At 58.4% G+C, this 23,149-nt stretch carries 23 protein-coding genes; 4 read left to right on the forward strand and 19 right to left on the reverse strand.

Annotated elements, in window-relative coordinates; all coding sequences use genetic code 11:
* Positions 1-205: 205 nt before the first annotated feature.
* The 8 genes from LQ945_RS04945 to LQ945_RS04980 form a co-directional block, all read right to left on the reverse strand.
* Positions 206-1,141: a phage exclusion protein Lit family protein gene (locus LQ945_RS04945; protein ID WP_269933721.1), complete on the reverse strand. Its 936-nt coding sequence runs from the start codon at positions 1,139-1,141 to the stop codon at positions 206-208.
* The gene (locus tag LQ945_RS04950; protein ID WP_269933722.1) at positions 1,138-1,761 is read right to left on the reverse strand and encodes a hypothetical protein; all 624 of its coding nucleotides are present in this window, start codon (positions 1,759-1,761) and stop codon (positions 1,138-1,140) included. Before LQ945_RS04950 ends, LQ945_RS04945 begins: the two co-directional genes overlap by 4 nt.
* Before the next feature lie 274 nt (positions 1,762-2,035).
* Positions 2,036-3,151 (reverse strand): alkylhydroperoxidase domain protein, encoded by a 1,116-nt coding sequence (locus tag LQ945_RS04955; RefSeq protein WP_270102403.1) that lies wholly within the window; start codon positions 3,149-3,151, stop codon positions 2,036-2,038.
* Positions 3,148-4,194, reverse strand: coding sequence for a putative FMN-dependent luciferase-like monooxygenase (locus tag LQ945_RS04960; RefSeq protein WP_044552415.1), 1,047 nt, complete (start codon positions 4,192-4,194; stop codon positions 3,148-3,150). Before LQ945_RS04960 ends, LQ945_RS04955 begins: the two co-directional genes overlap by 4 nt.
* A complete protein-coding gene (locus LQ945_RS04965; RefSeq protein WP_270102404.1) occupies positions 4,184-5,860 on the reverse strand; it encodes a dipeptide ABC transporter ATP-binding protein in 1,677 nt (558 codons plus the stop codon). The genes LQ945_RS04960 and LQ945_RS04965 overlap by 11 nt, the downstream gene beginning before the upstream one ends.
* Positions 5,857-6,747 carry an ABC transporter permease gene (locus tag LQ945_RS04970; protein ID WP_270102405.1) on the reverse strand — a complete coding sequence of 297 codons (891 nt, stop codon included), beginning with the start codon at positions 6,745-6,747 and terminating at the stop codon, positions 5,857-5,859. The genes LQ945_RS04965 and LQ945_RS04970 overlap by 4 nt, the downstream gene beginning before the upstream one ends.
* The gene (locus LQ945_RS04975) at positions 6,744-7,688 is read right to left on the reverse strand and encodes an ABC transporter permease (protein ID WP_044552420.1); all 945 of its coding nucleotides are present in this window, start codon (positions 7,686-7,688) and stop codon (positions 6,744-6,746) included. The genes LQ945_RS04970 and LQ945_RS04975 overlap by 4 nt, the downstream gene beginning before the upstream one ends.
* Positions 7,689-7,698: 10 nt before the next feature.
* Positions 7,699-9,324 (reverse strand): TIGR04028 family ABC transporter substrate-binding protein, encoded by a 1,626-nt coding sequence (locus tag LQ945_RS04980; RefSeq protein ID WP_044552422.1) that lies wholly within the window; start codon positions 9,322-9,324, stop codon positions 7,699-7,701.
* 175 nt (positions 9,325-9,499) lie between these two features.
* On the opposite strand from LQ945_RS04980, the gene LQ945_RS04985 reads away from it, so the two are divergent.
* Positions 9,500-9,748: a hypothetical protein gene (locus LQ945_RS04985; protein WP_044552423.1), complete on the forward strand. Its 249-nt coding sequence runs from the start codon at positions 9,500-9,502 to the stop codon at positions 9,746-9,748.
* Positions 9,749-9,764: 16 nt separating this feature from the next.
* Here the strand turns inward: LQ945_RS04985 and LQ945_RS04990 are convergent, their stop codons facing one another.
* Complete coding sequence (locus LQ945_RS04990; RefSeq protein ID WP_270102406.1) at positions 9,765-10,394, reverse strand: alanyl-tRNA editing protein; 630 nt, start codon at positions 10,392-10,394, stop codon at positions 9,765-9,767.
* An 84-nt stretch (positions 10,395-10,478) separates the two neighbouring features.
* Here LQ945_RS04990 and LQ945_RS04995 point away from each other — a divergent pair, with 84 nt between their 5' ends.
* The gene (locus tag LQ945_RS04995; protein WP_197022777.1) at positions 10,479-11,414 is read left to right on the forward strand and encodes a LysR family transcriptional regulator; all 936 of its coding nucleotides are present in this window, start codon (positions 10,479-10,481) and stop codon (positions 11,412-11,414) included.
* Here LQ945_RS04995 and alkB read toward each other — a convergent pair.
* A complete protein-coding gene (gene alkB / locus LQ945_RS05000; protein WP_020827704.1) occupies positions 11,397-12,044 on the reverse strand; it encodes a DNA oxidative demethylase AlkB in 648 nt (215 codons plus the stop codon). The two genes, LQ945_RS04995 and alkB, sit on opposite strands and share 18 nt — an antisense overlap.
* A 139-nt stretch (positions 12,045-12,183) precedes the next feature.
* On the opposite strand from alkB, the gene rarD reads away from it, so the two are divergent.
* Positions 12,184-13,071, forward strand: coding sequence for an EamA family transporter RarD (gene rarD / locus LQ945_RS05005; RefSeq protein WP_270102407.1), 888 nt, complete (start codon positions 12,184-12,186; stop codon positions 13,069-13,071).
* 43 nt (positions 13,072-13,114) lie between these two features.
* Here the strand turns inward: rarD and LQ945_RS05010 are convergent, their stop codons facing one another.
* The 9 genes from LQ945_RS05010 to citC all read right to left on the reverse strand — a co-directional run bounded on the left by LQ945_RS05010 (position 13,115) and on the right by citC (position 22,043).
* A complete protein-coding gene (locus LQ945_RS05010; RefSeq protein ID WP_270102408.1) occupies positions 13,115-13,810 on the reverse strand; it encodes a 4'-phosphopantetheinyl transferase family protein in 696 nt (231 codons plus the stop codon).
* 104 nt (positions 13,811-13,914) lie between these two features.
* Positions 13,915-15,144, reverse strand: a complete 1,230-nt coding sequence (gene agp / locus LQ945_RS05015; RefSeq protein ID WP_048762545.1) for a bifunctional glucose-1-phosphatase/inositol phosphatase — start codon at positions 15,142-15,144, stop codon at positions 13,915-13,917.
* 151 nt (positions 15,145-15,295) lie between these two features.
* Entirely contained in the window at positions 15,296-16,759 is a 1,464-nt protein-coding gene (locus LQ945_RS05020; RefSeq protein WP_020827708.1) for an anion permease, read from the reverse strand.
* A 90-nt stretch (positions 16,760-16,849) separates the two neighbouring features.
* Entirely contained in the window at positions 16,850-17,722 is an 873-nt protein-coding gene (gene citG, locus LQ945_RS05025) for a triphosphoribosyl-dephospho-CoA synthase CitG (RefSeq protein ID WP_420136184.1), read from the reverse strand.
* Positions 17,703-18,251, reverse strand: a complete 549-nt coding sequence (citX, locus tag LQ945_RS05030; RefSeq protein ID WP_270102410.1) for a citrate lyase holo-[acyl-carrier protein] synthase — start codon at positions 18,249-18,251, stop codon at positions 17,703-17,705. The genes citG and citX overlap by 20 nt, the downstream gene beginning before the upstream one ends.
* Before the next feature lie 4 nt (positions 18,252-18,255).
* Positions 18,256-19,761 (reverse strand): citrate lyase subunit alpha, encoded by a 1,506-nt coding sequence (gene citF / locus LQ945_RS05035; RefSeq protein ID WP_270102411.1) that lies wholly within the window; start codon positions 19,759-19,761, stop codon positions 18,256-18,258.
* Positions 19,761-20,681: a citrate (pro-3S)-lyase subunit beta gene (citE, locus tag LQ945_RS05040; RefSeq protein WP_020827712.1), complete on the reverse strand. Its 921-nt coding sequence runs from the start codon at positions 20,679-20,681 to the stop codon at positions 19,761-19,763. Before citE ends, citF begins: the two co-directional genes overlap by 1 nt.
* Positions 20,665-20,973: a citrate lyase acyl carrier protein gene (gene citD, locus LQ945_RS05045; RefSeq protein WP_044552444.1), complete on the reverse strand. Its 309-nt coding sequence runs from the start codon at positions 20,971-20,973 to the stop codon at positions 20,665-20,667. The genes citE and citD overlap by 17 nt, the downstream gene beginning before the upstream one ends.
* On the reverse strand, positions 20,970-22,043 hold the full coding sequence (gene citC / locus LQ945_RS05050) for a [citrate (pro-3S)-lyase] ligase (protein WP_270102412.1): 1,074 nt from the start codon (positions 22,041-22,043) through the stop codon (positions 20,970-20,972). Before citC ends, citD begins: the two co-directional genes overlap by 4 nt.
* 331 nt (positions 22,044-22,374) lie before the next feature.
* Between citC and dpiA the strand changes: the two genes are divergently transcribed.
* Positions 22,375-23,061, forward strand: coding sequence for a two-component response regulator DpiA (gene dpiA, locus LQ945_RS05055; protein ID WP_270102413.1), 687 nt, complete (start codon positions 22,375-22,377; stop codon positions 23,059-23,061).
* Positions 23,062-23,149: the final 88 nt, after the last annotated feature.

Below are 23,149 nucleotides of genomic sequence, written 5' to 3' on the forward strand. Positions count from 1 at the left end.
TTAATGAACATGGGCAATTATTGCATTTTGAATTCTTCGTAATGTTAACGAAAAGAGGTGTGTGGATTTGTTAACCGAGTTAAAAACCTGTAGGGAACGGTAATAATTATTTTAAAGTATGATTAAAGTTCGCCTTGCGACTTGCTTCAAGACTTTGTAACGATCGCCATGAGCAGGCCCTGAGATATGAGTTGGTAAAGAGCGTTTATTGAGGAATATAGAGGTCGTCAACGTCGCAATGAACTTTAACATCCCTAAAATATGACTGTAGTTGAGATACCGACATAGCGCTCCTTGACTCAAAAAGCGCCTTTTCTGCGGCATCGTTGCTTATTCTTTTGAGTACACCTCTCATCACGTGTTCTATCCTGCAAGGTGCTGAAGGATGGGTATTCTGTTTGCTCACGCCATTTCTTTGAAGACGCTCCGCCCAGTCGAACCGGAAAAAAACGGTAATAATAGTAATATCAACGTTGTGATTAGATTTCTCAACAAGGTTGATGGCGTACTCATCAGCATCATATTCATCCTTACGGGACTCCTCCGCTGTTTTCTCATTATACCTTCGGTGCCCAAGAACGATATGCCCTATTTCGTGAGCAAGCGGAAACGCCATAGCATCTAGCATGATTTTATCAAGAGTATTTCGGTAGTTCACTTCATCCTCCTTATTTTTACAGCAAGGAGGTGTTAATTTTGCCCAGAACCAAAACTCCTCTATCGGAATTTCCTTTTTCATTTCAAGTGATTTCTTTGTTCTTGATTCTAAATATTGCAAGTAGTTCTGGTACAGAGTCATATCAATCTTTTCATCATAAACCTGCATTAATGCCTTAGCCTGCAGCATTATTTCAAAAATAAATGCCAACGGAAATAATATCTTCTTATTTTTGACATCGGAAAGGACGTTAAAATCAGCATATGCCGCCACTTTAACCGCTCTGTCCTGGTACAATTCAGGTTCTAAGTTAAATACTTCACTATGATAATCATTCATTAATCTCTGTAATGTTCTCTGCCCTGCATCTTGAGTTTCTTGCAAAAGTTCATCCTGTGATTTTTGTTGTTCCATTGCAGCTGACGTGCTTATCACATTCAGGATAAATATAATAAAAAATAAAGAAAAATTTAATGTTTTCATTTATTTTTCAATCCATTCTCATGAGTAAAAATCAACTCGCGTTGAAAATCCACATCAGAAACACCTTGTTGCTCCGCTTTAATAAAATCGTTGAATTGTTTATCCGTTCCGAAAGTTAAAAAATCCTCTATAGCTTTATTATACTGTTTCGGCTCGGGAGGTGCGGGAATAGGGTCAATGCCGACAAAAGCCTGATCGCCAGCGAACCTCACAGCTTTACGATAAGCTATTGCCACAACAGAACAGACCTTATTGTGATTTGTAGATATTATCTTGTTCTGAAGATCAATATCACACTGTTCTCTTCTTATATTTGCAGCATTCATTAACTTTAGGAATTTAACGTTATCACACTCAGACTTCCCATAGAGATCACCGCCCTCTCTACATCGACGATATTCGCAATTACCTTCCAAACTTTTTTCACATTTCCCATAACAACCATCATGCTCGTTGCATGCTTGGGTAAAGTCGCACACAGCAAAAATTTTATCGGGAACAAAAGGAGCATTCCAACCAGAACCGCATCCATTAGGCTCGCTTCCTCCGACAGAAGAGGCTGCTTTCAAATCCGTATTGAATATGCATAAAAAAACAACAATCATAAGCCGAATAAGCATTATCATCGCCTCAGAAATGTTTACGCTCTCTGATAATATAGAACAACAATCAGGCATAACCACAATCATGTAAACGATGGAATAAAAAACTTAAGGTGACAGGAAAACAATTAGCAGGAGAATGAAATAAATATACAATAAAAATCATAGTAGTAATAGTAGCAGGCCTAACCAACAGCCTGCCACTAAAAAATAGTAACGATAAAAAACCGTGTGTATTATTTATAAAAAACGTTTCTTCTAAATAAACTTACATTTTCAACACGAAATATATTCAATCGTCGAAAGGCTCGCCAAGCGTCAGCATCAGCCGATTGGCCCAGGCAAAGAACGCGGTCGATTGCACCAGATCCAGCAGCGCCAGTTCATCCAACCCTTGCTCGCGCAACGCCACCAGATGCCCGGCATTGACCTGCGGCGGCGTGGCGGACAGCGCAGCGGCAAAGTCTATCTGCGTCCGCCACGGCTCCCCTTGCCCCTCGCTCAAAATGCCACCCGGTGCCACATCCAGCAGGCGCTGTACTTCATCCGTGTTCTTGGACAACTGCGCCGCCTTGCGGGCATGTACCGAAGCGCAATAGATGCAGCCATTCACCTTACTGGCCACCGTTGCCGCCAGTTCCCGATCCTTACGCTCCAGCCCGCCGGGCGTATAGAAAATGGCCCGATCCGCCAACGTTCTCTGCTCCAGCAACGGATGGTTACGCGCCAGCAGGCGGAAGTAATCCGAGTCGCTGTGCCCGAAGCGCGTCAAAAGCGCCTGGCCTTGCTCATCAAACTCCGCTAACGGTTTGGCGGCAATCCAGGGCTCCCAACCCAGTTCCTGGCGGGTAAACACCGGCGGTGCGTGACGACCGCCGAGGCTCAAGGATTCGGTACGCCAACGGCCCGCCCTGACCGGTGCCCCACCCGCGCTTTCGAGGGGGATTCCTTCAAGCAAGCGGTATCCCGTCAGCAGACGGCTCTGAAAACTGACGAAGGCGATTAACTGCGACAGGGTGACGATAGCGTCCAGCGACCAGCCGGCCTGTTGCAACGCCTGCAGATGCTGCGCGTCGGCGCTGGCGGGTTTGAACGCCAACCGTTCGGCATGATCGAACGCTGCCTGCAAATGCGGGCCATGCTCAACGTCGCCCTCCTGCTGCAGCAGGGTGCCATAGTGCGCAGAAAGCAGCTTGTCCGCATGCCATTCGCTGATGCGCTGCGCGATCTGCAGCCGTTGCGCCACGGGGAAATCTCCGGTATCAGCGGGGGAAAACAGCGCCAGATAGCTGGCCTGGATCGCGTCTGTTGCCGCTTGCCGCGTGGTTCTGGCCTTAGCCAATGCAGAACCGGGGGCGATCTCTGCCAGCTCAGCCAGCAAATCTTTAGGGTGCAATGTTGCAGTCATACCTTTTCCTCAGCGTGATGTTCGTAGGAGACGGATGCGGGATTGCGGCGTTGCCAGCCCAGCTCCGGGGCAACGTGGCGAGCGATCAGTTCAATAGAACGCAAAATGGTGGCGTGCGGTGGATCGATGGAGTGAACCTGGAACGCCAGATCGGTCACTCGCGCCAGCGCGCTGTCTTTTTGCAGTGAGGCGATCACCTGATCCGGAGTACCCAGATGCACGTCGAAGGCGCGGATCAGCCCATCAAGGGATTCGTCGGACGGCCGGTGACCGCTGGCACGCAGGCGCTCAAGCCCGCGGCTCAAGCCTTTGGCGGCAAAGTCCCGTGCCTGCTGGCCGTGGTCGGTCACCAGCGCGGTGCGCGACCCCATAATGCGTGGCGCAATGCCGGGCGGCAGCGCCGCCAGATAGGCGTCGATAATCGGGTTTTGCAATTCGTCCAGCGGCAAATCCGGCGCATCTGCCGGGCGCGGCTGAGTACGCGACAGCATCAGGCCGTCCCCGGCCCGCCCGGCGCGCTCACCGCCTTCCACCGAGAAGGTCGCCTGCCAGACCCGCTCGGCCAACTGCGGTGCCGCCGGATACAGGCGGTTATCTTCGCCACCCAGGGCCTCACCGCGCCAGGCTCGCAGCAGGGTACTGAAATTGTCGGCAAACACCGCGTGACGCTGTGCGGCGTCGAAACCGAAAGCGCTGAACGAAGAAGGCGTGCCGCCGGCAGCGATGCCGACTTCCAGCCTGCCGTCGGACAGCAGATCCAGCACCGCAGTGTCTTCGGCCACCCGAATCGCGGACTCCATCGGCAGCGTGATCACCCCGGTGCCGAGCCGGATATGGCGGGTTCGCGCCGCCACCTGCGCCAGAAACACCAGCGGCGAAGGCAGGCCGCCCTCATCCTCATGAAAATGGTGCTGCGCCACCCAGGCGCTGTCAAAGCCGGCCCGTTCGGCATGCACGATCTGTTCGGTCGCCAGCCGATAACGCTGCTGCGCGCTGCCCTGATCCAGCAGCCGGGTGAAAAAACCGAGTCTTTTACTGCTCATAGAATGCATCCTCAATCTGGGGCTGTTCGGCATAAAACTGACGGCCAGGAATGGCTTCGATCAACTGGCGTGTGTAATCGCTGCCCGGCATGGCGAACAGCTCAGCGGTCGGCCCGCTGTCCACCTGCACGCCACGGTGCAACACCGATACGCTGTGGGAGATCTGCCTTACCGTGGCCAGGTCGTGTGAAATAAACAAATAGGTCAGCCCCAACTCCTGCTGCAAATCCTGCAGCAACCGCAGGATCTGCGCCTGCACCGTGACATCCAATGCCGAAGTGGCTTCATCCAGCACCAGCACCCGTGGCTGCAACACCAGCGCCCGGGCGATCGCCACCCGCTGTCGCTGGCCGCCGGAAAGCTCGCGCGGTTTACGGCTCAGCAATTCACTCGGCAGCGCCACGCGTTCAAATAAATCTCGCACCCGACGATAGCGCTCAGCCTGGGCCAGCGGCTCGAAATTCAGCAGCGGTTCTTCAATCACCTGGTACAGCGTCTGGGATGGATCGAGCGAGCCGTACGGATTCTGATACACCAACTGAATGCGGCGACGGAATTGGCGCAGCGCCTCGCCCTTCAAGCGGGTGAAGTCGACGCCGTCGATAATGATTTGCCCGGCATTCGGCCTTTGGAAACCGAGCAGGCAGCGTGCCAGCGTGGTCTTGCCGGATCCGGACTCCCCCACCAGCGCATGGGTCGTACCGCCAGGCACGCTGAACGACACCTGATCCAGTGCCCGATAATTTTTCCCGCCACTGCCCGCCAGGGGAAAGTCTTTCACCAGCCCCTTGACCTGGATTGCCAGTTCTTGCGTGCTGTGGCGGGGCTGCGGTACCACCGCCCGGGTCAACGACGGCACGTCGGCAAACAGTCGGCGGGTATAATCGCTGGCTGGCGCGCGCAGCACTTCGGTAGTCACTCCCTGCTCCTGTACCCGGCCATGGCGAAACACCAGCAGCCGATCGGCGCGTTCCGCCGCCACCGCCAGATCGTGGGTCACCAGCAGCACCGCGGTGCCAAACTCCTGCCGCAGCTCGTCGATCAGATCGAGAATACGTTTTTGCACCGTGACATCCAGTGCACTGGTCGGCTCATCGGCGATAATCAACGCCGGTTGCAGCGCCATCGCGATGGCGATCAATACCCGCTGTTTCATGCCGCCGGAAAGTTCGTGCGGATACTGACGCGCCCGCAGCTCCGGATGCGTCAAACCGACGCGGGTAAGCAACGCCACCACCCGCTGCTGCAGCTGCTTGCGCGGTAGCCGACGGTGAATGTTGATGATCTCCGCCACCTGATCGCCAATGGTCTTCACCGGATTGAGTGAGCTGGAGGGATCTTGTGGGATCAAACTGATTTGCGCCCCGCGCACCGCATCCAGACGCTTTGATGACCAGTGGCTGATGTCGGTGCCGTTCAGCCGTATCGCCCCCTGCTCCAGGCGACCGTTTTCCGTCAGCAAACCAATGATTGCCTGCGCAATGGTGGTTTTGCCGGAACCGGACTCGCCGACCAGCGCCACCACTTCCCCCGGCTGAATGGAAAACGACACCTGATGCACCACCCGCTGATTGCCGGCCGCGCCCTGATAAGCGATCGAAACCTGTTCCAGCTCCAGTACCGGTGGCGTGGCGCTCGCCCGTTGTAATGCGCTCTGAATGCTCATGCTGGCGTTCTCCCCAATGCGCGGCTGATACGGTTGGCCGCCAGAACCACCGCCACGACCGCCAGCCCCGGGAAGGTCGTTAGCCACCAGGCGGTGGAAATGTAGTTGCGCCCTTCGGCGATCAAAAGCCCCCACTCGGGCGTCGGCGGTGGTGTGCCGTACCCCAGAAAGCTCAGGGTGGCAATCGCCAGAATTGCGCTGCCGAACTGCAACGCCGAGAAGGCAATCACCGAGGTTAGCGAGTTCGGCAAAATATGCCGCCACAGCACCGCCCAGAAGGTACCGCCACTGCCATAGGCCGCCTCGACGTAATCGCTGTGGCGCACCCGCACCACCTCTGCGCGCGCCAGGCGGGCAAAGTTCGCCACCGAGGTGATCCCCACGGCGATGGCGGCATTTACCGTGCCGAAGCCCAGCAAAATAATGATGCTCAACGACAGCAGCAGACCGGGAATCGACAGCAAAACGTCGACAAGGCGCATCACCGCGTCATCCGCGATGCCGCCCACCGCACCGGCAATCAGCCCCAGCGCGGTGCCCAACAGCAGGCCTAAAGCGACCGCCACCAGCGCGGCGGACAGCGTCTGCGAAGCGCCATAAACAATGCGCGCATACAAATCGCGCCCCAGTTGATCGGTGCCCAGCCAATGTTCGCCCCCCGGTGCCAGACGCTGCGCCCCGGCAATGCCTTCGGTGCCGCTGTAGGCCGTGAACAGCTGCGGCGCCAGCGCCCACAGCACCGCGATGGTAATCACCGTCCAGGCCAGCAACAGCGTCAGCGGCACACGACGGCGGCGCGGACGGTGCGTTGGCAAGGTGCCTTCGCTTTCCACACCGCCCAGATCGCGCTCCGGCGCGCTGGATTTCTCAAAGGAGATACTGCTCATACGGCGGCTCCTGTAGCGGTTTTCAATCGTGGATCCAACAGTGGGAACAGCAGATCCACCAGCAGATTGAGGGTGACGAAAGCGGCGGCGGAGATCACCACGATCGCTTGCAGCACCGCGACGTCCTGATTCAGCACCGCCTGCAAGGTAAGCTGCCCCAGCCCGCTGCGGCCGAACACGGTTTCGGTAATCAACGCACCGGCGATCAGTTCGCCGAGCAAAATACCGGCGATGGTCAGCACCGGCAGCATGGCGTTACGGGCCACGTGCCGCCACAGCACCCGGCTGCGGCTGGCCCCCTTGGCGCGGGCCACGGCAACGAAAGGTTGAGTCTGTACCTGATCGATACTGCGGATCAGGATCTGCGCCAGCGGGGCGGAAATCGGTATTGCCAGCGTCACAATCGGCAATATCAACCCTTCCCACTCCCCCGGATTGATCACCGGGATCAGCTTGAGCTGAAATGAAAACAGCTGGATCAGCACGATGCCCAACCAGAAGGTCGGCACCGAGACAAACAGCGAGGGCAGCGACTGCAGTAACGACCTCAGCCAGCCAAAGCGGGTCAAATTGGAGATAAAGGCCAACGCCAACGCCAGGATCAGCGCCAGCGAAAACCCCAATAGCGCCAGTTGCAACGTGGCGGGCAAGTTGGTGGCCAACAGCTCCGTCACCGGCACGCCGGCCTGAATGGAATAGCCGAGGTCCCCGCGCAGCACGTTGCCCAGCGCATGCAAATACTGCTGCCACAGCGACACATCGGCACCATAGGCCGCGCGCATATCGGCGATCTGCGCCGGGCTGAGGCCCATGTCCGGGTTCTGAAACTTAATCAGAATGGCATCGCCGGGCAGCACCTGCAGCAAGATAAACGACAGGCTAAAGGTCGCCCACAGCACCAGCAGCGCCTGCCCGATACGCCGTGCCAGATATCGGCTCATCATGCTCTCCTCAGCGTTTTTCCAACCAGGCGCCGTAGAAACTCGGGCGGCCGACCGCTTCAAAACTTACGCCCTTGAGATAAGGCGCCCCGGCAAACACCTGCGGCTCTTCGAAGAACGGGATCACGTAGGCCTGATCGAGCAGGTAGTTTTGCGCCTCGCCGGCAATCTGCAGGCGTTTTTGCGCGTCCACCTCTGAGGCGATACCCAGCAGCAGCGCGTTCAGCTTGTCGTCTTTAAATGCGCTGTTTTTGCCCGTCCCGCCCTGTTGCAACAGCGCATCGCGGTTGGTCGGGTAGAACTGGCTTTTAATCACATCCGGATCGGCTCGCCCCACTTCCACCACTGCCGCCGGGGTTTTCTGCGGATCCAGGTTATCCGCCACCTTGCTGCCGGCGTCGCCCGCCAGAATGTTCAAGCGCGCGCCAACTTTGCCCCACTGCTGCGAAACCAGCTGCAGCACCGCCTTGTTCTGGGGCTGCGGCAGCGACTCATAGACGTTCAGCAACAGTTTTTTGCCGTCTTTTTCACGCAGGCCGTCGCCGCCCTTTTTCCAGCCCGCCTCATCCAGCAGACGGTTGGCCAGCTCCGGGTCGAATTTCAGTTTGGCGGAGAGGTCGACAAAACCGGCGGCGGAAGAAGCAATCACCGATTTGGCCTGCGGATAGTTAACGGAGAACAGCGTCTCGACGATCTGCTTGCTGTCGGTGGCGTGCAGCAATGCCTGACGCACGCGCAGGTCGCTCACCAACGGGTTGTCCGGCCGGAAGGCCACGCTATCATTGACGCCGCGCGTTGGGGCGGCGTAGATAGTGAAACCCTGATCCTGGGTTTGTTTCTCGTCGTAGGCCTGGATTTGGCGAATAAAGTCCGCCTGCCCGGCCTGCAATGCGCCAATACGTACGCTGTCTTCGCCGGTCACGATCACCTTGATACCGTCCAGATTGGCGCGCCCCTGCTGCGTCAGTTTGGCCGGGCCCCAGCGGTAATCTTTGCGCACGCTGAGATCCACTTCGCGCCCCAGCGTTTCGGCACTGACCACAAATGGGCCGGAGCCGATGATATGGCGCGCGTCACCCAATTCGTCATAATTACGGTTTAAGGTGCTGAGAGAAACCAGCCCTGACCCTATGGTGGCCGTGCCCTGCAGGAAACCCGGCGAAGAGCGCTTGAAGTAGAACTTCACGGTCAAGGGATCGATCACTTCACTGCGGTCGTAGTTATTGATCACCTCGGAGACCGGCAGACGCTTCTCTTTGTTGCCCAGGCCATAGGTATCGAAGTTCTTCGCCACCGCGTTGGCGTCCAGCGGCGTCCCGTCCGAGAAGGTCACCCCCGGCCGGAGCTTGAAGGTGTATTCGGTTTTGTCGGCGTTACTGCTCCAGGATTCGGCGATCCACGGTTCAATCTCCAGCGTTTTAGGGTTCTGGTAGGTCAGCTTGTCGGTGATCTGGTTGAGAATGCCGCCGTTGGGGTAGAAGCCGCCGGAAGGCGGATAAAGGTTGGTGTGCGCCTGCTGTTCCAGATAGATCAGCGTTCCCCCCTGCACCGACGCCAGCGCCGGGGTAGCCGCCACCGTCAAGCCTAATGCCACTGTTATTCCGCTGGTTAATCTATTGAAAGAGAACTTAAACATAGTGAGCCACGCCTTCTTTATTTCGGAATGTTATGGATTAGATAACAAACCAAATCGGCGGGGAGTTGAACGAACTAATTTCGCTAACCTATGGCGGAAAATGCACAAGGCAGCGACGGTTGGCAGAACGGGGGTTTTGTTATAACGTATCAGAAATCACATCAGGGAGACGAAAATGAAGATTCAGCTTTCGCTGCTGTTCCTTGGCCTGTTGGCCGGGCGGGCCGCTGCGTTTCAATCCAAAGTGCCCGAGCCACAGCCTGAGCAGGCGCGTGCAGCGGAAAACAGCCTGGAGAATATGTTTTACGGTTTTCATGCGATGGACGCGCAGGCGGTCAATATCGGTACCTGCGCCGCGCTGCCGCAGGCGGGATGCCAGTGCGCGTTCTGCACCATGTTGCGGCAGGCCGGGCCGGCGAAATAGCCGCCCGGACGACGTTTTAATCCAGCGCGTACTGAACAATCAGCTGGCCTTTTTTCACTTTGAGCGCCGTGATATTTACCGCCCCCAGCTCCGCCAGCGAGGACACATGGGTCCCGCCGCAGCCATAGGCCGGCAGTTCGCCAAACCCCACCTGCCGCAGGCCGTCGACCGCCACTTGTCTGCGAGGGAAATCGGCTGCAATCAGCCGCGCCAGCTCCGCCTGTAGAAAATCCTGATCCAGCGTTTGTGGCTCCGCGCCCGGTGCGAAAGTGATCCGCCCTTCGCCCGGCCAATGGTGCGCCTTCACCGGTTGCCAGCCGCGGGTTTCCCCCAGCCAGCCGATCAGATGTCCGGCGGAGTGCCAACGGGTATGTAAACGGCGCTGTTCGCCATCAACCTGCACGCTCACCGGCCCGGCGGCCAACGGCTCGGCGGTGAAATGCAGCACCTTGTCGCCCTGCTGCGCCACCCGTAGCACCGCAATGCCACCCAGTTTACCGCCGTCTGCCGGTTGCCCGCCTCCCTGAGGGTGGAACAGCGTGGCGTCCAGCTCTACTGCGTATCCTCCCTCTTCCATCGGGGTGCAGGCCAGCACCTGCGCTTCGCCCTGTAAGTCGTCGCTGTAATAATAAAGGCGTTCGGTCATGGTTATTCTCCTGATTAGAGAGCCCATTATATTCATGCCATAATCAAAGGATAATCCACCAACAAGACAATGGACCTTTGCGCCGTGAGCACAAATCTTTCTCATTCGCTGCTGGCCGAGATGGCGGTGTTTGTTCAGGTGGTGGAGAGCGGCAGCTTTTCCGCCGCCGCCCGTCGACTGGGCACTTCCCCTTCTGCCGCCAGCCGCAGCGTCGCCAGGCTCGAACAGGCTTTGGCGCTGCAACTGCTGCATCGCACCACGCGAAAACTGCGTCTAAGTGAACAAGGTGAAGAGGTGTTTCAGCGCTGCCGCAGCATGTTGGACGCCGCGCACTCGGTGATGGAGTTCAGCGGTCGCGGTGCCGTAGAGCCTGAAGGGTTGGTCAGCGTCAGCGTGCCCAAGGCGGTAGGGCGATATGTGCTGCACCCGCACATACCGGCATTTTTACGCCGCTACCCCAAGGTTGACGTTCGCCTGCGGTTGGAAGACCGCTATATGGATTTGATTGATGATCGGGTCGATCTGGCGCTGCGCATTACCGAACGCCCCTCCCCTGGGCTAATTGGCCGCCAACTGATGACCATCGAGCACCTGCTGTGCGCCACGCCGGCTTATCTGGCGCAGCATGGCGCGCCGCAGCATCCGCAGGATTTGGCGCAGCACAGCTGCATTTATCTGGGTGAAACGCCGAACGACGCCCGCTGGAAATTCCGCCAGGCCGGGAAAACGGTGACGGTCAACGTGCGCGGACGCTACGCCGCCAACCATACCGGCGTGCGGCTGGATGCAGTGAAACAGCACATTGGCATTGGCAGCCTGCCGTACTTTACCGCCCGCCAGGCGCTGGACGACGGCGAAGTGGTGCAGGTGCTGCCGCAGTGGGACTTCCTCAGCAGTTACCACGGCGGGCTGTGGTTGCTGTATGCCCCCAATCAGTACCTGCCGCCCAAGCTGCGGGTGTTTATCGACTATCTGGTGGCCTGCCTGGCGAAAGAGCCGCAGCTAAAGCGCCTTGCGTAAGGTGATATTGATACGGTGCGGCCCGACCAGCGAATGGTAGCCTTCTTTGATCGGCATAATGCCGTGAAAACACAGCCGCGACGGGCCGCCCCACACCACCACGTCGCCGTGCGCCAAGGGAATGCGCTGGGCCCGATCGCTGCGCTGCATGCCGCCGAACTGGAATACCGCCGGCAGACCGAGGGAAACGGAAACGATCGGCGAGCCGAAGTCATGCTCGTCTTTATCCTGATGCAATGACAGCTTGCTGCCCGGATCGTAGCGGTTCATCAGGCAGGAGTCCGGCACGAAAGGGGCAAAACCCGCCTGCTGTGCCGCTTCATCCGCCAGTGCCATCAGGATATCCGGGATCGGCGGCCACCGTTTGCCGCTGCGCGAATCGCGCTCCGAATAGCGGTAACCGCGGCTGTCGCTGCTCCAGCCGTTGCCGCACCAGCTCATCGCCACCGACATTACATGGCCGCCCGGCGTGGTCATGTGCCGCCAGGGCACCTGGGCAATCACCCCATGCACCGCCGCCAGCAGCTCCGGGCCGTGATCGCGCACAAAACCGTGCATCACCACCGCGCCTGGGGCAATCTGTTCCCGCCACGGCGGCGGCACGGAGTCTTCAAAAAGATCGAGGGTCATGACAAAACACCTGTATTAATACACAGTATTTATTTTAACTTGCCGTTGTCGATTGTCCAGCCTGATGCGCCGCATTGTTGTTAGCGCTAAACTTCTCTAGAGTACCGGCAATAAAATCAATAACTTTTCAGGATCGCATGTGATTAAAGGGATCGTTCTTTCCGTCATCGCCTCGGTGTTGTTTGGCGTGATGTATTACTACACCTCTACCCTGTCCCCGCTTGACGGTGAGCAAGTCTTTGGCTGGCGTACCCTGCTGACGGTGCCGTTTTTGAGCTTGTTTATGGTGCTTTCCGCCGACTGGCGCAAGGTCAGCGAGACCTTGAGTTGGATAAAACAGCGACCGCGCCGCCTGCTGTTTTTGCCGCTGAGTTCGGCGCTGTTGGGGGTTCAGCTCTGGCTGTTTCTCTGGGCACCGCTGCACGGCAAGGCGTTGGAGGTGTCGCTCGGCTATTTCCTGCTGCCGCTGACCATGGTGCTGGCAGGACGCCTGATATTCCGCGACCGCCTTTCGCTGCTGCAAAAACTGGCGGTCAGCTGCGCGATTATCGGCGTCGGCAACGAGTTGTATCAGGTCGGCGGCGTGTCCTGGACTACCCTGCTGGTGGCGCTGGGTTACCCGGTGTACTTTATTCTGCGCCGCCGTTTCGGCACTGATAACCTGGGTGGCTTGTGGTGTGAGCTGACGCTGATGCTGCCGGTCGCCGCCTGGTTCGCCTTCGGGGGCAACGGGCCGCTGGCGGCGCTGAACATCAGCCCGGCACTTTATTGGCAAATCCCTCTGTTGGGGGTGATCAGCGCCGCGGCGCTGGTGTGCTATATCCTGGCCAGCCGCCTGCTGCCGTTCAGCCTGTTCGGCCTGCTGAGCTATGTGGAGCCGGTGCTGTTGGTGGTGGTGGCCCTGCTGCTTGGTGAGAGCATCGGTCGGGATGAATGGCTGACTTATATTCCTATCTGGCTGGCGGTGCTGCTGCTGGTGTCGGAAGGGGCCCGCCACCTGCTGCGTCGCAGGCGAATTCACAGGTAAAAGTGACGGTGCAACGCTGGATTTTTTAGGTTATTTATCTGATTTATAAACAAATAAAAGTTGTGACATCGTCACCTTCCTGCCAGTAACGTCCGCTGAAGCGGCGACCGGCATGGCACTGCGGCGTGAGGGTTTTAAGCAGTTCCAGTTCGAACGTCTGTCGTTGCGTATCCAGCGTAACCAGACGTGCGTCGAGAAAGTCAAAATAGCAGCGCACCTGCGGATATAGCGCTTTGAACAGGCTCTCTTTGGCGGAGAACGCCAAGGTCAGCAGGTGGTTAAATGGCTGTGGATGAGTGTGCAGTTGGGCAGACTCCGCCTCGCTGACGATAGCACGCTGCAGCTCCTGCGCACGCGCGGCGGGAATGAGCGTTTCAACGTCCAGCCCCACGCCGCCCAACCCGGTTTCCGGATGCACCGCGCAAAGCGCAGTATCTGCATTGTGGCTGAGCGCACCGGCGATACCCGGCGGCCACTGCGGTGCCCGGTCTTCGCCAGGCAGTAACGTGAAATCCGCAAACCCCAGCGGCGCCAGCAAGGCTCGCGCCAGGTAGCGTCCGGCCAGATACTCCGCCCGCCGCTTTGGCACCGCACGCGCCAGATGATCGGGGAAAGCCATGCCCATGGCAGCGAAACAGTCATCCTGATAGTGCGCCAAAGAAAAGCGGCAACGGGCAACCTGCCCCGGGTAATCGTCCAGGTTCAACCGTTCAAAGGTGGGGATAAAAGAAGAGAACACGGTTTGTCCATATTGGGTGTGCAGAACGCTGATTTTAGACGCCGAGCTCCTGAGCAACAATGATTATTCCTCTCCCCCGTTATCGAGGGAGAGGCTCGTCAGGATTACAGAATACCTTTCATGGTTTTTTCGAAGTCGCTCCAGGCGCAGTAGCCCTGCTTATCGATTGGGCAGCCTTTTAACGCCATCGTCACGCGCTGTGGCGGGGTTTTCAGCGTCAACGGGGTGGCATTGCGCAACTGGTCGGTGGATTGATACACGTACTCGATTTTCAGCAAATCACGATCGTTTTTCTTATCGTGCCAGCGCTGGAACACCAGCTTGCCGCCAATCGGCGTTTTCTCATACTGATGCGGCAGTTGGTACGGCTTGAACTCCATTGCCGACAGCAGCGAGGCAATGTTGGAGTCGTGACCCACCAGCACCGTCACCTTCGGTGAATCCGGCTTGCGTTCGCCAATCAATGCACCGTTGATGTAAGTCAGCAGCGGCTTGGCCACGTTTTGCGCCACCACCGGCGAGGTGAACAACGAATCCTGATAGCCGTCCTTCAGCTGCGCCAACTGTTTCCACTGCTGTGGCGTGGTGATTTTGCCCCAGGCCACGTCCTTCATCGGGAAGCCTTCGTAATATTGCAGCATAAAGGCGTCCACCAGCGAGTTCCCTACCCGCAGCGGCCCAGCGACACCCGGCTCTTTGCCCGGCACTGCGCTCATTTTGCTGGCTTCTTTGGTCAAATCGCAGTGCTTGTCGGTTTTACAGGCGCTGGAATCTTTGTAATCGATGATTTTTTCTAATTGCTTGTAGGAGGCGTCCAGCTTCAACGAGGCCAGTTCGGCGTTCATTGCCCCCAGAGCCTGCTGATTGAAAGCTTCGCTGTTGTCAGTGATGATCGGGTTGAAGGTGGGATCCATTTCCCCCATTTTGTCCTGATGATGCACGCTGACGTCGCAACCGGGGAAAGCGCCGTTGGTGAAGAACTGCGCGGTCGCCACCGTGCGTTGCAAACTGTTGGCATAGACGTAAACGCTGCCGGCGGTCGGGCAGCCTTCCTGCGGCAGTACTCCGGTTTGCTTGAGCCACGCATTGAAGTAGTGGCCCATATACACTTCCAGCACCCCGCCCTTGGTGGTCAGCAGGCCCCCCGGCGTGTCCCAGGCCGGCCAGGCTTTAGGCGTGGACTGCGCCAATACGCTGCCGTTGTTGGCCAGCGGCGCACGCAGGTTATGGCGGCTCATCACCAGCACCTGATCCAATTGATAGTCGTTGGTTTCCGCCAAGGCAGTCCCGGTCATAAATAACGGCAAGCACAGCAATAAAGTTTTTCTTTTCATCCGCAGAGGGCTCCAGGATTGTGATTATTTTTAATGTGTTAGCTATTGCTTGGCTATCATGGAGAGGTTAACGCCGAAAGTGTGTGATGAGCATCACAGGGAAAGGTCTGCTCAGCGGCCCTTCGTCGAGGGCCGCTGATAATTTAGAAACTCACATCCACAAACGCATGATCGGCCAGCCGATCAACAACAGCGCGGCGATGTACACCACGCCCAGAATACCGCCCATCCGCCAATAGTCTTTCGACTTCACGTAGCCGCAGCCGTAGATGATAACCCCAGGACCGGTGGCGTACGGCGTCAGCACGCCCATGATGCCGATCGACAGCACCAGCAGCATCGACAGCTGCTCCATAGGCACGCCCGGCAAGCCTTTACCGACGGCAAGGATCACCGGCAGCAGGGTTGCGGTGTGCGCCGACAGGCTGGCAAACAGGTAGTGAGCGAAGTAGAACACCAGGACCAGCGCCACGACCGTCATATCCGGCGAAAATCCGTCCAGATGGGTGCTCATGGTCAATGCGAACCAGTCGATAAAGCCAGACCGCGTCAGGCCGTTGGCCATCACCACCAGCGTCGCCAGGTTCACCAGCGTGTTCCAGGCGCTGGAATATTTGGTGATGTCCTTCCACGACACCACGTGCAAGGCCAGCATCAGCGACACCGCCAACAAACAGACCGTGGTGGCATCCAATATCTTGCCGCCAAACACCCACAGACACAGGCTGAGCAGCACCAGGCCAATCAGCGTGTACTCCTTGCGCGTCAGCTTGCCCATTTCTCCCAGCGCGCTATTGGCCCAGGAAGCGACTTCGCTGCTGTGCGTGACGCCCGGTTTGTACAGGTAATAGGAAATCAACGGCGCAATCACCAGCAGCAGCAGGCCGACCGGCAGGAAGGCCAGGAACCACTGCATCCAGCTGATATGCACGCCGGCGATTTTGCTGACGAACTCGATGCCCAGCACGTTAGGCGCGGCGCCGGTGACGAACATCGAGGAGCTGATGCTGGTCCCGACCACCATCATCCACATCAGGTAACCGCCGATGCGCCGTGAGGAGGGATCGTTGGGGAAGGAGTCAAACAGCGGCGGCAGGTTTTTCACCACCGGGAACACGGTGCCACCGGTACGGGCGGTGTTGGACGGAGTAAAAGGCGCCAGCAGGATATCGATGATCACCACCGCATAACCGAGCGTCAGGGTACGCTTGCCCATAAACTTCACCAAAAACAGCGCAATGCGTCGCCCCAGCCCGGTGGCTTCGTAGCCGAGCGCAAAGATAAATGCGCCGAACACCAGCCAGACGGTGGTGCTGGAGAATCCGGCCAGCCCCCATTTCAGCGCCTCTTTACCGGCCTTGAAGCCCGGCTCCGCTAATTCCTGCGCCCCGAACAGCACCCAGTTGGCGCTCAGCACGCTGAGGGTCACGGCGATAAAGCTGATCGCCGTCGCCGGGATCGGCTCCAGGATCATGCCGACAATCATCGCCACAAAAATGGCGAAGTAGCGCCAGGCCTGCGGCGGCATGCCGTCGGGCGTGGGTATCCAGAGCAGGATCGCCAGCACCAACAGCGGCGCCAGCGCTTTCCAGATTTTTTCCTTGGTTTCGGACATAAGTTTCTCCTGAAGACGGGTTATTTTTTTGGCTATGCCCTAGGGATTCCAAGTTGCGGCTTGAAAGGCGGCGGGCTTAGTGGAATTCGGTCATTGCGCCAGCAGCCAGGTGACGATCAACAGATCGGCACTGCCGCCTGGGCTGAGATTGCGGTGAATGCACTCGGCGTCGAACTGCCGCAGGCGCGCTATGCCTTGCTCGCCCAGGGCTCCGCCCCGCGCCAGCAGTTCACTTGCGCGATGCTGCAACCAGCGCAGGCCTTCGAGACCGCCGCGTGAGGCCACGTTGGTGTCATCGTTGTTGGCCATTAGCCACAGCAGGCTGTCCATCAGCGCCGTTTGCTCATCGCACCCGGCGTTCAGCCGTTGCAGGTACAGCGGCAGCGCACCGTTAATCACCCGCTCGAAGCCGGACTCTGCCTCGCCGCGCGCGCCGCTCAGGCCGTGTTGGGCAAACAACCTTTGGCCGGCGGTCTGCAACGCATTGCGCTGTTGCAGCTCGCGCGCCACCAGCCCGCGACACATCGACGCCACTTCGGCGCACAGCGTGGCTGCGTCGACAGGCTGCGGCTTCTGGGACAAACGGCCGAAAGCGGTGCACAGCAGGCCGAGGGAAAATACGCTGCCTTTATGGGTGTTGACGCCGCCAGTGGCCTGGAACATGTGGTTTTCGCAGGCCAGCCCCAGTGGGCGCAGCCTGACCAACTGCTCGGCTGCCGGGCAACGGGCGTCTTCCTGCCCCTGGCGGACAAAGCGCGGCAGCCAGATGCCGATGGCGCGGGCGCTGCGGTAAAAATGGCCGATGTTCATGTCCCGGTGGGCGCCGTTGTTGTGGCGATCCACCAGCCCCGGTTTGGGCGTCAGGTTCACTTCGACCAACAGGGCACGGTAGGCGGCATGGGCAAAACCACTGGCCGGCGCCGCTGGGCTACACCGGGCGAGTTCAACGGGGTGAGAGCGCATCATTGAGCATCCTTTCCATTTCCTGCAGCAGCTGTTCGCTGCTGTGTCGCCGCTGACGGGCGCAGATTTTGGCCGGCTGGCTGCACAGCAGGCAGTGGCGTTCCGCCAGCCCCAGATCGCGACGCGATAAAATACGTCCCTCGAGATCCAGCACGTCGATATCCCACAGCCGGCCTATCGGCTGCTGAACTTCCAACTGCATGGCGCAGTCTTTCACCCGTTGGGCATCGGCCTGCAGCGCCATAAACCCTTCGCAACCGGTGGAAAGCGCCAGCGTTTCCGCCTGCAGGCAGTGCCAGTTTTGCTCGCGCCCCATTTGCTGCAGCGCCTGCCAGCCAAGGTTGAAGATATTGCGGGTCAGGGCGCTGTCTTTTACCGCACCCGGCACCACCAGCGTCAGCACCAGCAACGTGGAAGCGTGCTGAGCCTGCCACGCCTGCTGCCGCGCCTGGCGGCATTCGCGGCTGGTCAGCAGTTCCGGCAGGCTGACGGCGCGGTTGGCAGCCAGTTCAGAAGGGACGCAGGTCATCACGTTAGTCCGCCACCTGATGCACCACGTCGATCACCGAACCGTCGCGATAACGCACGACCGCCACCACTTTGTCGGTGAAGGCGATCGGCTGCGGTTCGCCGGTCAGCAACAGCGCACGCTGACGCAGCCAGTCGATGCCAACCACCGGCAGCCCGGCCTCTTGCAGCCGCTGCGCCAACTCCGGCCGCGCCGGGTTAACGGCAATACCGTGATCGGTAACCAGAATGTCGATGCTGGAGCCCGGCGTGACGCAGGTGGTCACCTGCTCGACCAGCGTTGGAATGCGCCCGCGCACCAGCGGTGCGACGATGATCGCCAACCGTGCCGCCGCCGCGGTGTCGCAGTGGCCGCCAGAAGCCCCGCGCAACACACCGTCGGAACCGGTCAGCACGTTGACGTTGAAACCGGTATCAATTTCCAGCGCGCTCAGCACCACCACGTCAAGCCGGTCGACCGACGCGGCCTTCGAACTGAAGTTGGCATACTGATTGGCGCTGATCTCAATGTGGTTGGGATTTCGCGCCAACGACATCGCCGCCGCGCGGTCGAAGCTCTGCACGTCCAGCAGGCGAGCAATCAGCCCTTTTTCATGCAGATCCACCATGGTCGAGGTAATGCCGCCGAGGGCGAACCCGGCGCGAACGCCACGCGCGCGCATTTTGTCTTCCAGAAAACGCGTCACCGCCAACGACGCCCCACCGGTGCCGGTTTGCAGCGAAAAACCTTCGGTAAAGAAACCGGAACCGGCAATCACTTCGGCGGCGCGGCGGGCAATCAGCAATTCACGCGGGTTGGAGGTCATGCGGGTGGCGTCGGCACCGATCTTGTCGGCGTCCCCCACCCGCTCGAGTTGAACGATCAGATCGACCCGATCCTGCGCCAGGCTGGCCGGATGATGCGGATAAGGCAGGATCGCTTCGGTCAGCAACACCACGGTGCCTGCGGTATCGGCATCCACTTTGGCGTAGCCCAGTGAACCGCAGCAGGCTTCGCCGCTGTAGCCGTTGGCATTGCCGAATTCGTCGCAGGCCGGAACCCCGAGGAAGGCGACGTCTATCGCCAGTTCACCGGACTCGATCAGGTTGACGCGGCCACCGTGGGAGTGAATTTGTACCGGTTCGGCCAGCAGGCCGCGTGAGATGGCATCCGCCAGCGGACCGCGCAGGCCGGAGGTGTAAATGCGGCTCACCACCCCGTTGCGGATATGGCCGACCAGCGGCGCATGGCATTCGCTCAGCGAGCTGGAGGCCAGCGTCAGGTTGCGGAACCCCATCGCCGCCAGCGTTTCCATCACCTGATTCAGCGCCAGATCGCCGCCGCGAAACGCATGGTGGAAAGAGATGGTCATTCCGTCCTGCAAACCGCTGCGGCGTACCGCCTGTTCCAGCGTGTCGCAGCGTTTGATATCGCGCGGCTTGCGCGCCTGCAGGTTGGCCTTGGAGGCATCCTGATAGCAGCGCAGGTCCGCCAGGTTGTTCAGGGTCATCAGTCGTTGTTGGCGTTTCATTATGCTTCCTCTCCGTGCTGAACCGACGCTTCGCGGATGCCGGAAAGCGCTGCGCGTTGCAATACCAGCCTTGCGCGTTCAATCACCGGGCTGTCGACCATCTTGCCGTTGAGCGACACTACCCCGCGCCCTTCCTGCTCCGCCGCCGCCGCGGCATCCACCACCCGCTGGGCGTGAGCCACTTCTTTGGCGGTTGGCGCATACAGGTTGTGCAGCAGTTCAATTTGCCGTGGGTTAATCAGGGATTTGCCGTCGAAGCCAAGCTGTTTGATCAGCGCCGCTTCCTGCAGGAAGCCGGTTTCGTTATTGGCATCGGAATACACGGTGTCGAACGCTTGAATGCCCGCGGCCCGCGCCGCCTGCAATATCGAACAACGCGCAAACAGCAGCTCAATGCCCTCCGGCGAACGTTCGGTACGCAGGTTGCGCACGTAGTCTTCCGCGCCGAGCGCGATGCCGATCAAACGCGGTGAGGCATGGGCGATGGCGACCGCCTGGGTGATCCCCGCCGCCGACTCAATCGCCGCCAACAGACCGGTGCTGCCCACCGGGCGCCCGCAGTCGGCTTCAATGGCGGCAATTTCGCGATCCATATCCACAACGTCCTGCGCGCTGTCGGTTTTCGGTAGGCGCACGATGTCCGCCCCGCCGCGCACTACCGCCTGCAGATCCGCCAGCCCGTAGGCGGAATCCAGTGCGTTGACGCGCACAATGGTTTCCACTTCCTGATACAGCGGGTGTTGCAACGCGTGATACACCAGTCGCCGCGCGGCGTCTTTTTCGCGCAGGATCACCGAGTCTTCCAGATCGAACATCAGCGCATCGGCCTGATAGATAAAGGCGTTGCTCACCATGGCCGCATTGGCACCGGGCACGAACAGCATGCTGCGGCGCAGACGGTGTTTATTCAGCGTTTTCATGACGCGTCCCCCATGGTAGTAGGCCATTGTCGCTGGCGCGCATCAGCGCGGTTTCCAGCCGGGCCCGCAGCACGCAGTCGAGCGCGCCTTTGTCGTCCACCATCACCTGCACCGGCTCCACCTGATAACGTTGCAATACCTCCAGCAACGTTTGGCGGATGGCTTCGCCGAACTGTTTCTCTACGCTGCTGGCGATCAGCAGATCGTGTTCCGGCCCCTCGGCGGGGGCGATGCGCACCATGACATCGCTGGATTCCAGCGTGCCGGCCATTGCTTCTCGGATAATTTTCATCTTTCACCTGATTGTGCGGATTCAAAGGGGTGTGCCGCCGGCTTGGCCCGGCGCTGCGTTTGCAAATCTTGCAGGTAATACAGGGTGTCCGGCGGCACCAGCGGCGCGGCGGCGTGAAAGTCACCGGCGGCCAGCAGCTTGCGCACCCAGGAGGCGGAGATCGCCGTGCCCTGATATTGCAAACGCTCGATTTCCACCAGCGCTATCGGCGGGCTGGGCAGTGCCGGGGTTTCCAGCCAATAACGCATGTCACGGTTGTACTTGGCGGTGACCGCGCAGAAAGGCTCGTTGCCGACGAAGCGGTGGGTAATGCCCAACGCGGGCGCCAGATACTGACGGAAGATCTTCAGATCGATCTCGGTGTAGCAGTCGTCGGCAATGCCTTGATCTTTAATGAAGTAACAGGGGAAGGTGGCGCGTGAAATGACGTATTGCGACCCTTCATGCACCGTCAGGTTAGGGATGTCTGCGGTGCCCGCCAGCACCAGCCGCCGCCGGTCTTCGTAGCTGAAGCGCGAGGTATTTTCCTTGACCAAAAACAGGTGCAGCCAGTCGCATTGCGCAGCGGCCTGGCGCACCAGGTATTGGTGGCCGCGGGTAAAGGGGTTGGCGTTCATGACGATGCTGCCTATGGTGTTACCCTGCCGGCGCTGCCCCGCTAACTGTGCGGCATAGCGTTTCAGCCGGCACGGGCTGTTTTCCATCAGCACCACGATGCCCGGCACCCGGGCGATGGGGTAGAAACCGCATTGCTGGAACAGCGGCTCATTTTGGATTTTGGTGTAGATAAACAGCTGGGTGTGGTGACGTTCATAAGCCAGATTCACCAGCTCCGTTGCCAACGTCAGCCCCAAACCTTCGCCGCGCATTTGCGGGCTAATGGCGACGCATTTGATAATATTGTCGGCAATGCCGCCGCAGGCGACCAACTTATCGTTTTGCGTCACGGTAATAAATATTTCAACCGTGGTGTCAATATTCAGATCGTTACTGCGCAGGAAAGCATTAATCTGCGCGATACTTTTATGATCCGACCTTTTGACTCGATTAAATAGGGTGTCGCCCAACATAACACGCTCTCTGGGTTAACTATTGAATAACAAAATAAATACAAAAAAGAGTGTCGATTAACATTTATCACCGGAATTAAAACCTTAAAAACCATGGAGATAAATCCACCAAGGACATCTAATGAAACAATGGTAAACAGAAAAAAATAGCGAATTATTGACCTATTTCACAAACCCCTTTCGGTTAATAAGTTATTTAATGTTCTTTATTTACTTAATTATTTTTATGGTGTTTATTATTGAGATAATCTTTATTTTACGCGGCAATTAACTTACATTTCCGTAGCATATTGATTGCAATCTGCAAGACGACGGGGAGACGGGATTCACTATGGAATGGCTGAATATACTGATCGTCGAAGACGAAACGCCGCTGGCAGAGATGCACGCGGAATTTATCCGGCAAAACGGCGGCTGCCGGCAAATCTGGTTGGCGGGTACCCTGGCGCAGGCCCGTACCATGGTCGAGCGCTTCAAGCCGGATCTGATCCTGCTGGACAACTTCCTGCCCGACGGCCAGGGCATTGAGCTGCTGCGCGAACTGACGCTGAGCGGTTATGCCGGCGGTATCGTCTTTATCACCGCCGCCAGCGACATGGACACCGTGGCCGAAGCCCTGCGTTACGGGGTGTTCGATTACCTGATCAAACCGCTGGCCTATGATCGGCTGGCCCACACGCTATTGCGCTTCAGCCAGCGGCACCAGGCGCTGAAGGATAAGGCACGCCTTAACCAGCGCCGCATTGACCAGATGTTCAATACCTACGCCCGCGGCGAACCTATGGCGACATTGCCGGCAGGCATCGATGAGCTGACGCTGGTTAAAATACGCGGCCTGTTCGAACAGCCCTCGGCCAGCCACACCGCTGAAAGCGTTGCGCAGGAGATGGGGTTAAGCCGCACCACGGCACGCCGTTATCTGGAGTTTTGTACCGCTGCCCAGCAGCTGCGCGCCGAAATCATTTACGGCAAGGTAGGCCGTCCACAGCGGATTTACCGGTCTGCTCAGCCAGAATAAGCGGTTATTTGATCGCCCCTGCAAGCTTGAATGTAACCGCTTTACTTTTTGGGTTCTCGTCAGCATCTTATTCGGCATGATGCCCCTC

The organism is Serratia liquefaciens (assembly GCF_027594825.1).
Classification (GTDB): domain Bacteria; phylum Pseudomonadota; class Gammaproteobacteria; order Enterobacterales; family Enterobacteriaceae; genus Serratia; species Serratia liquefaciens_A.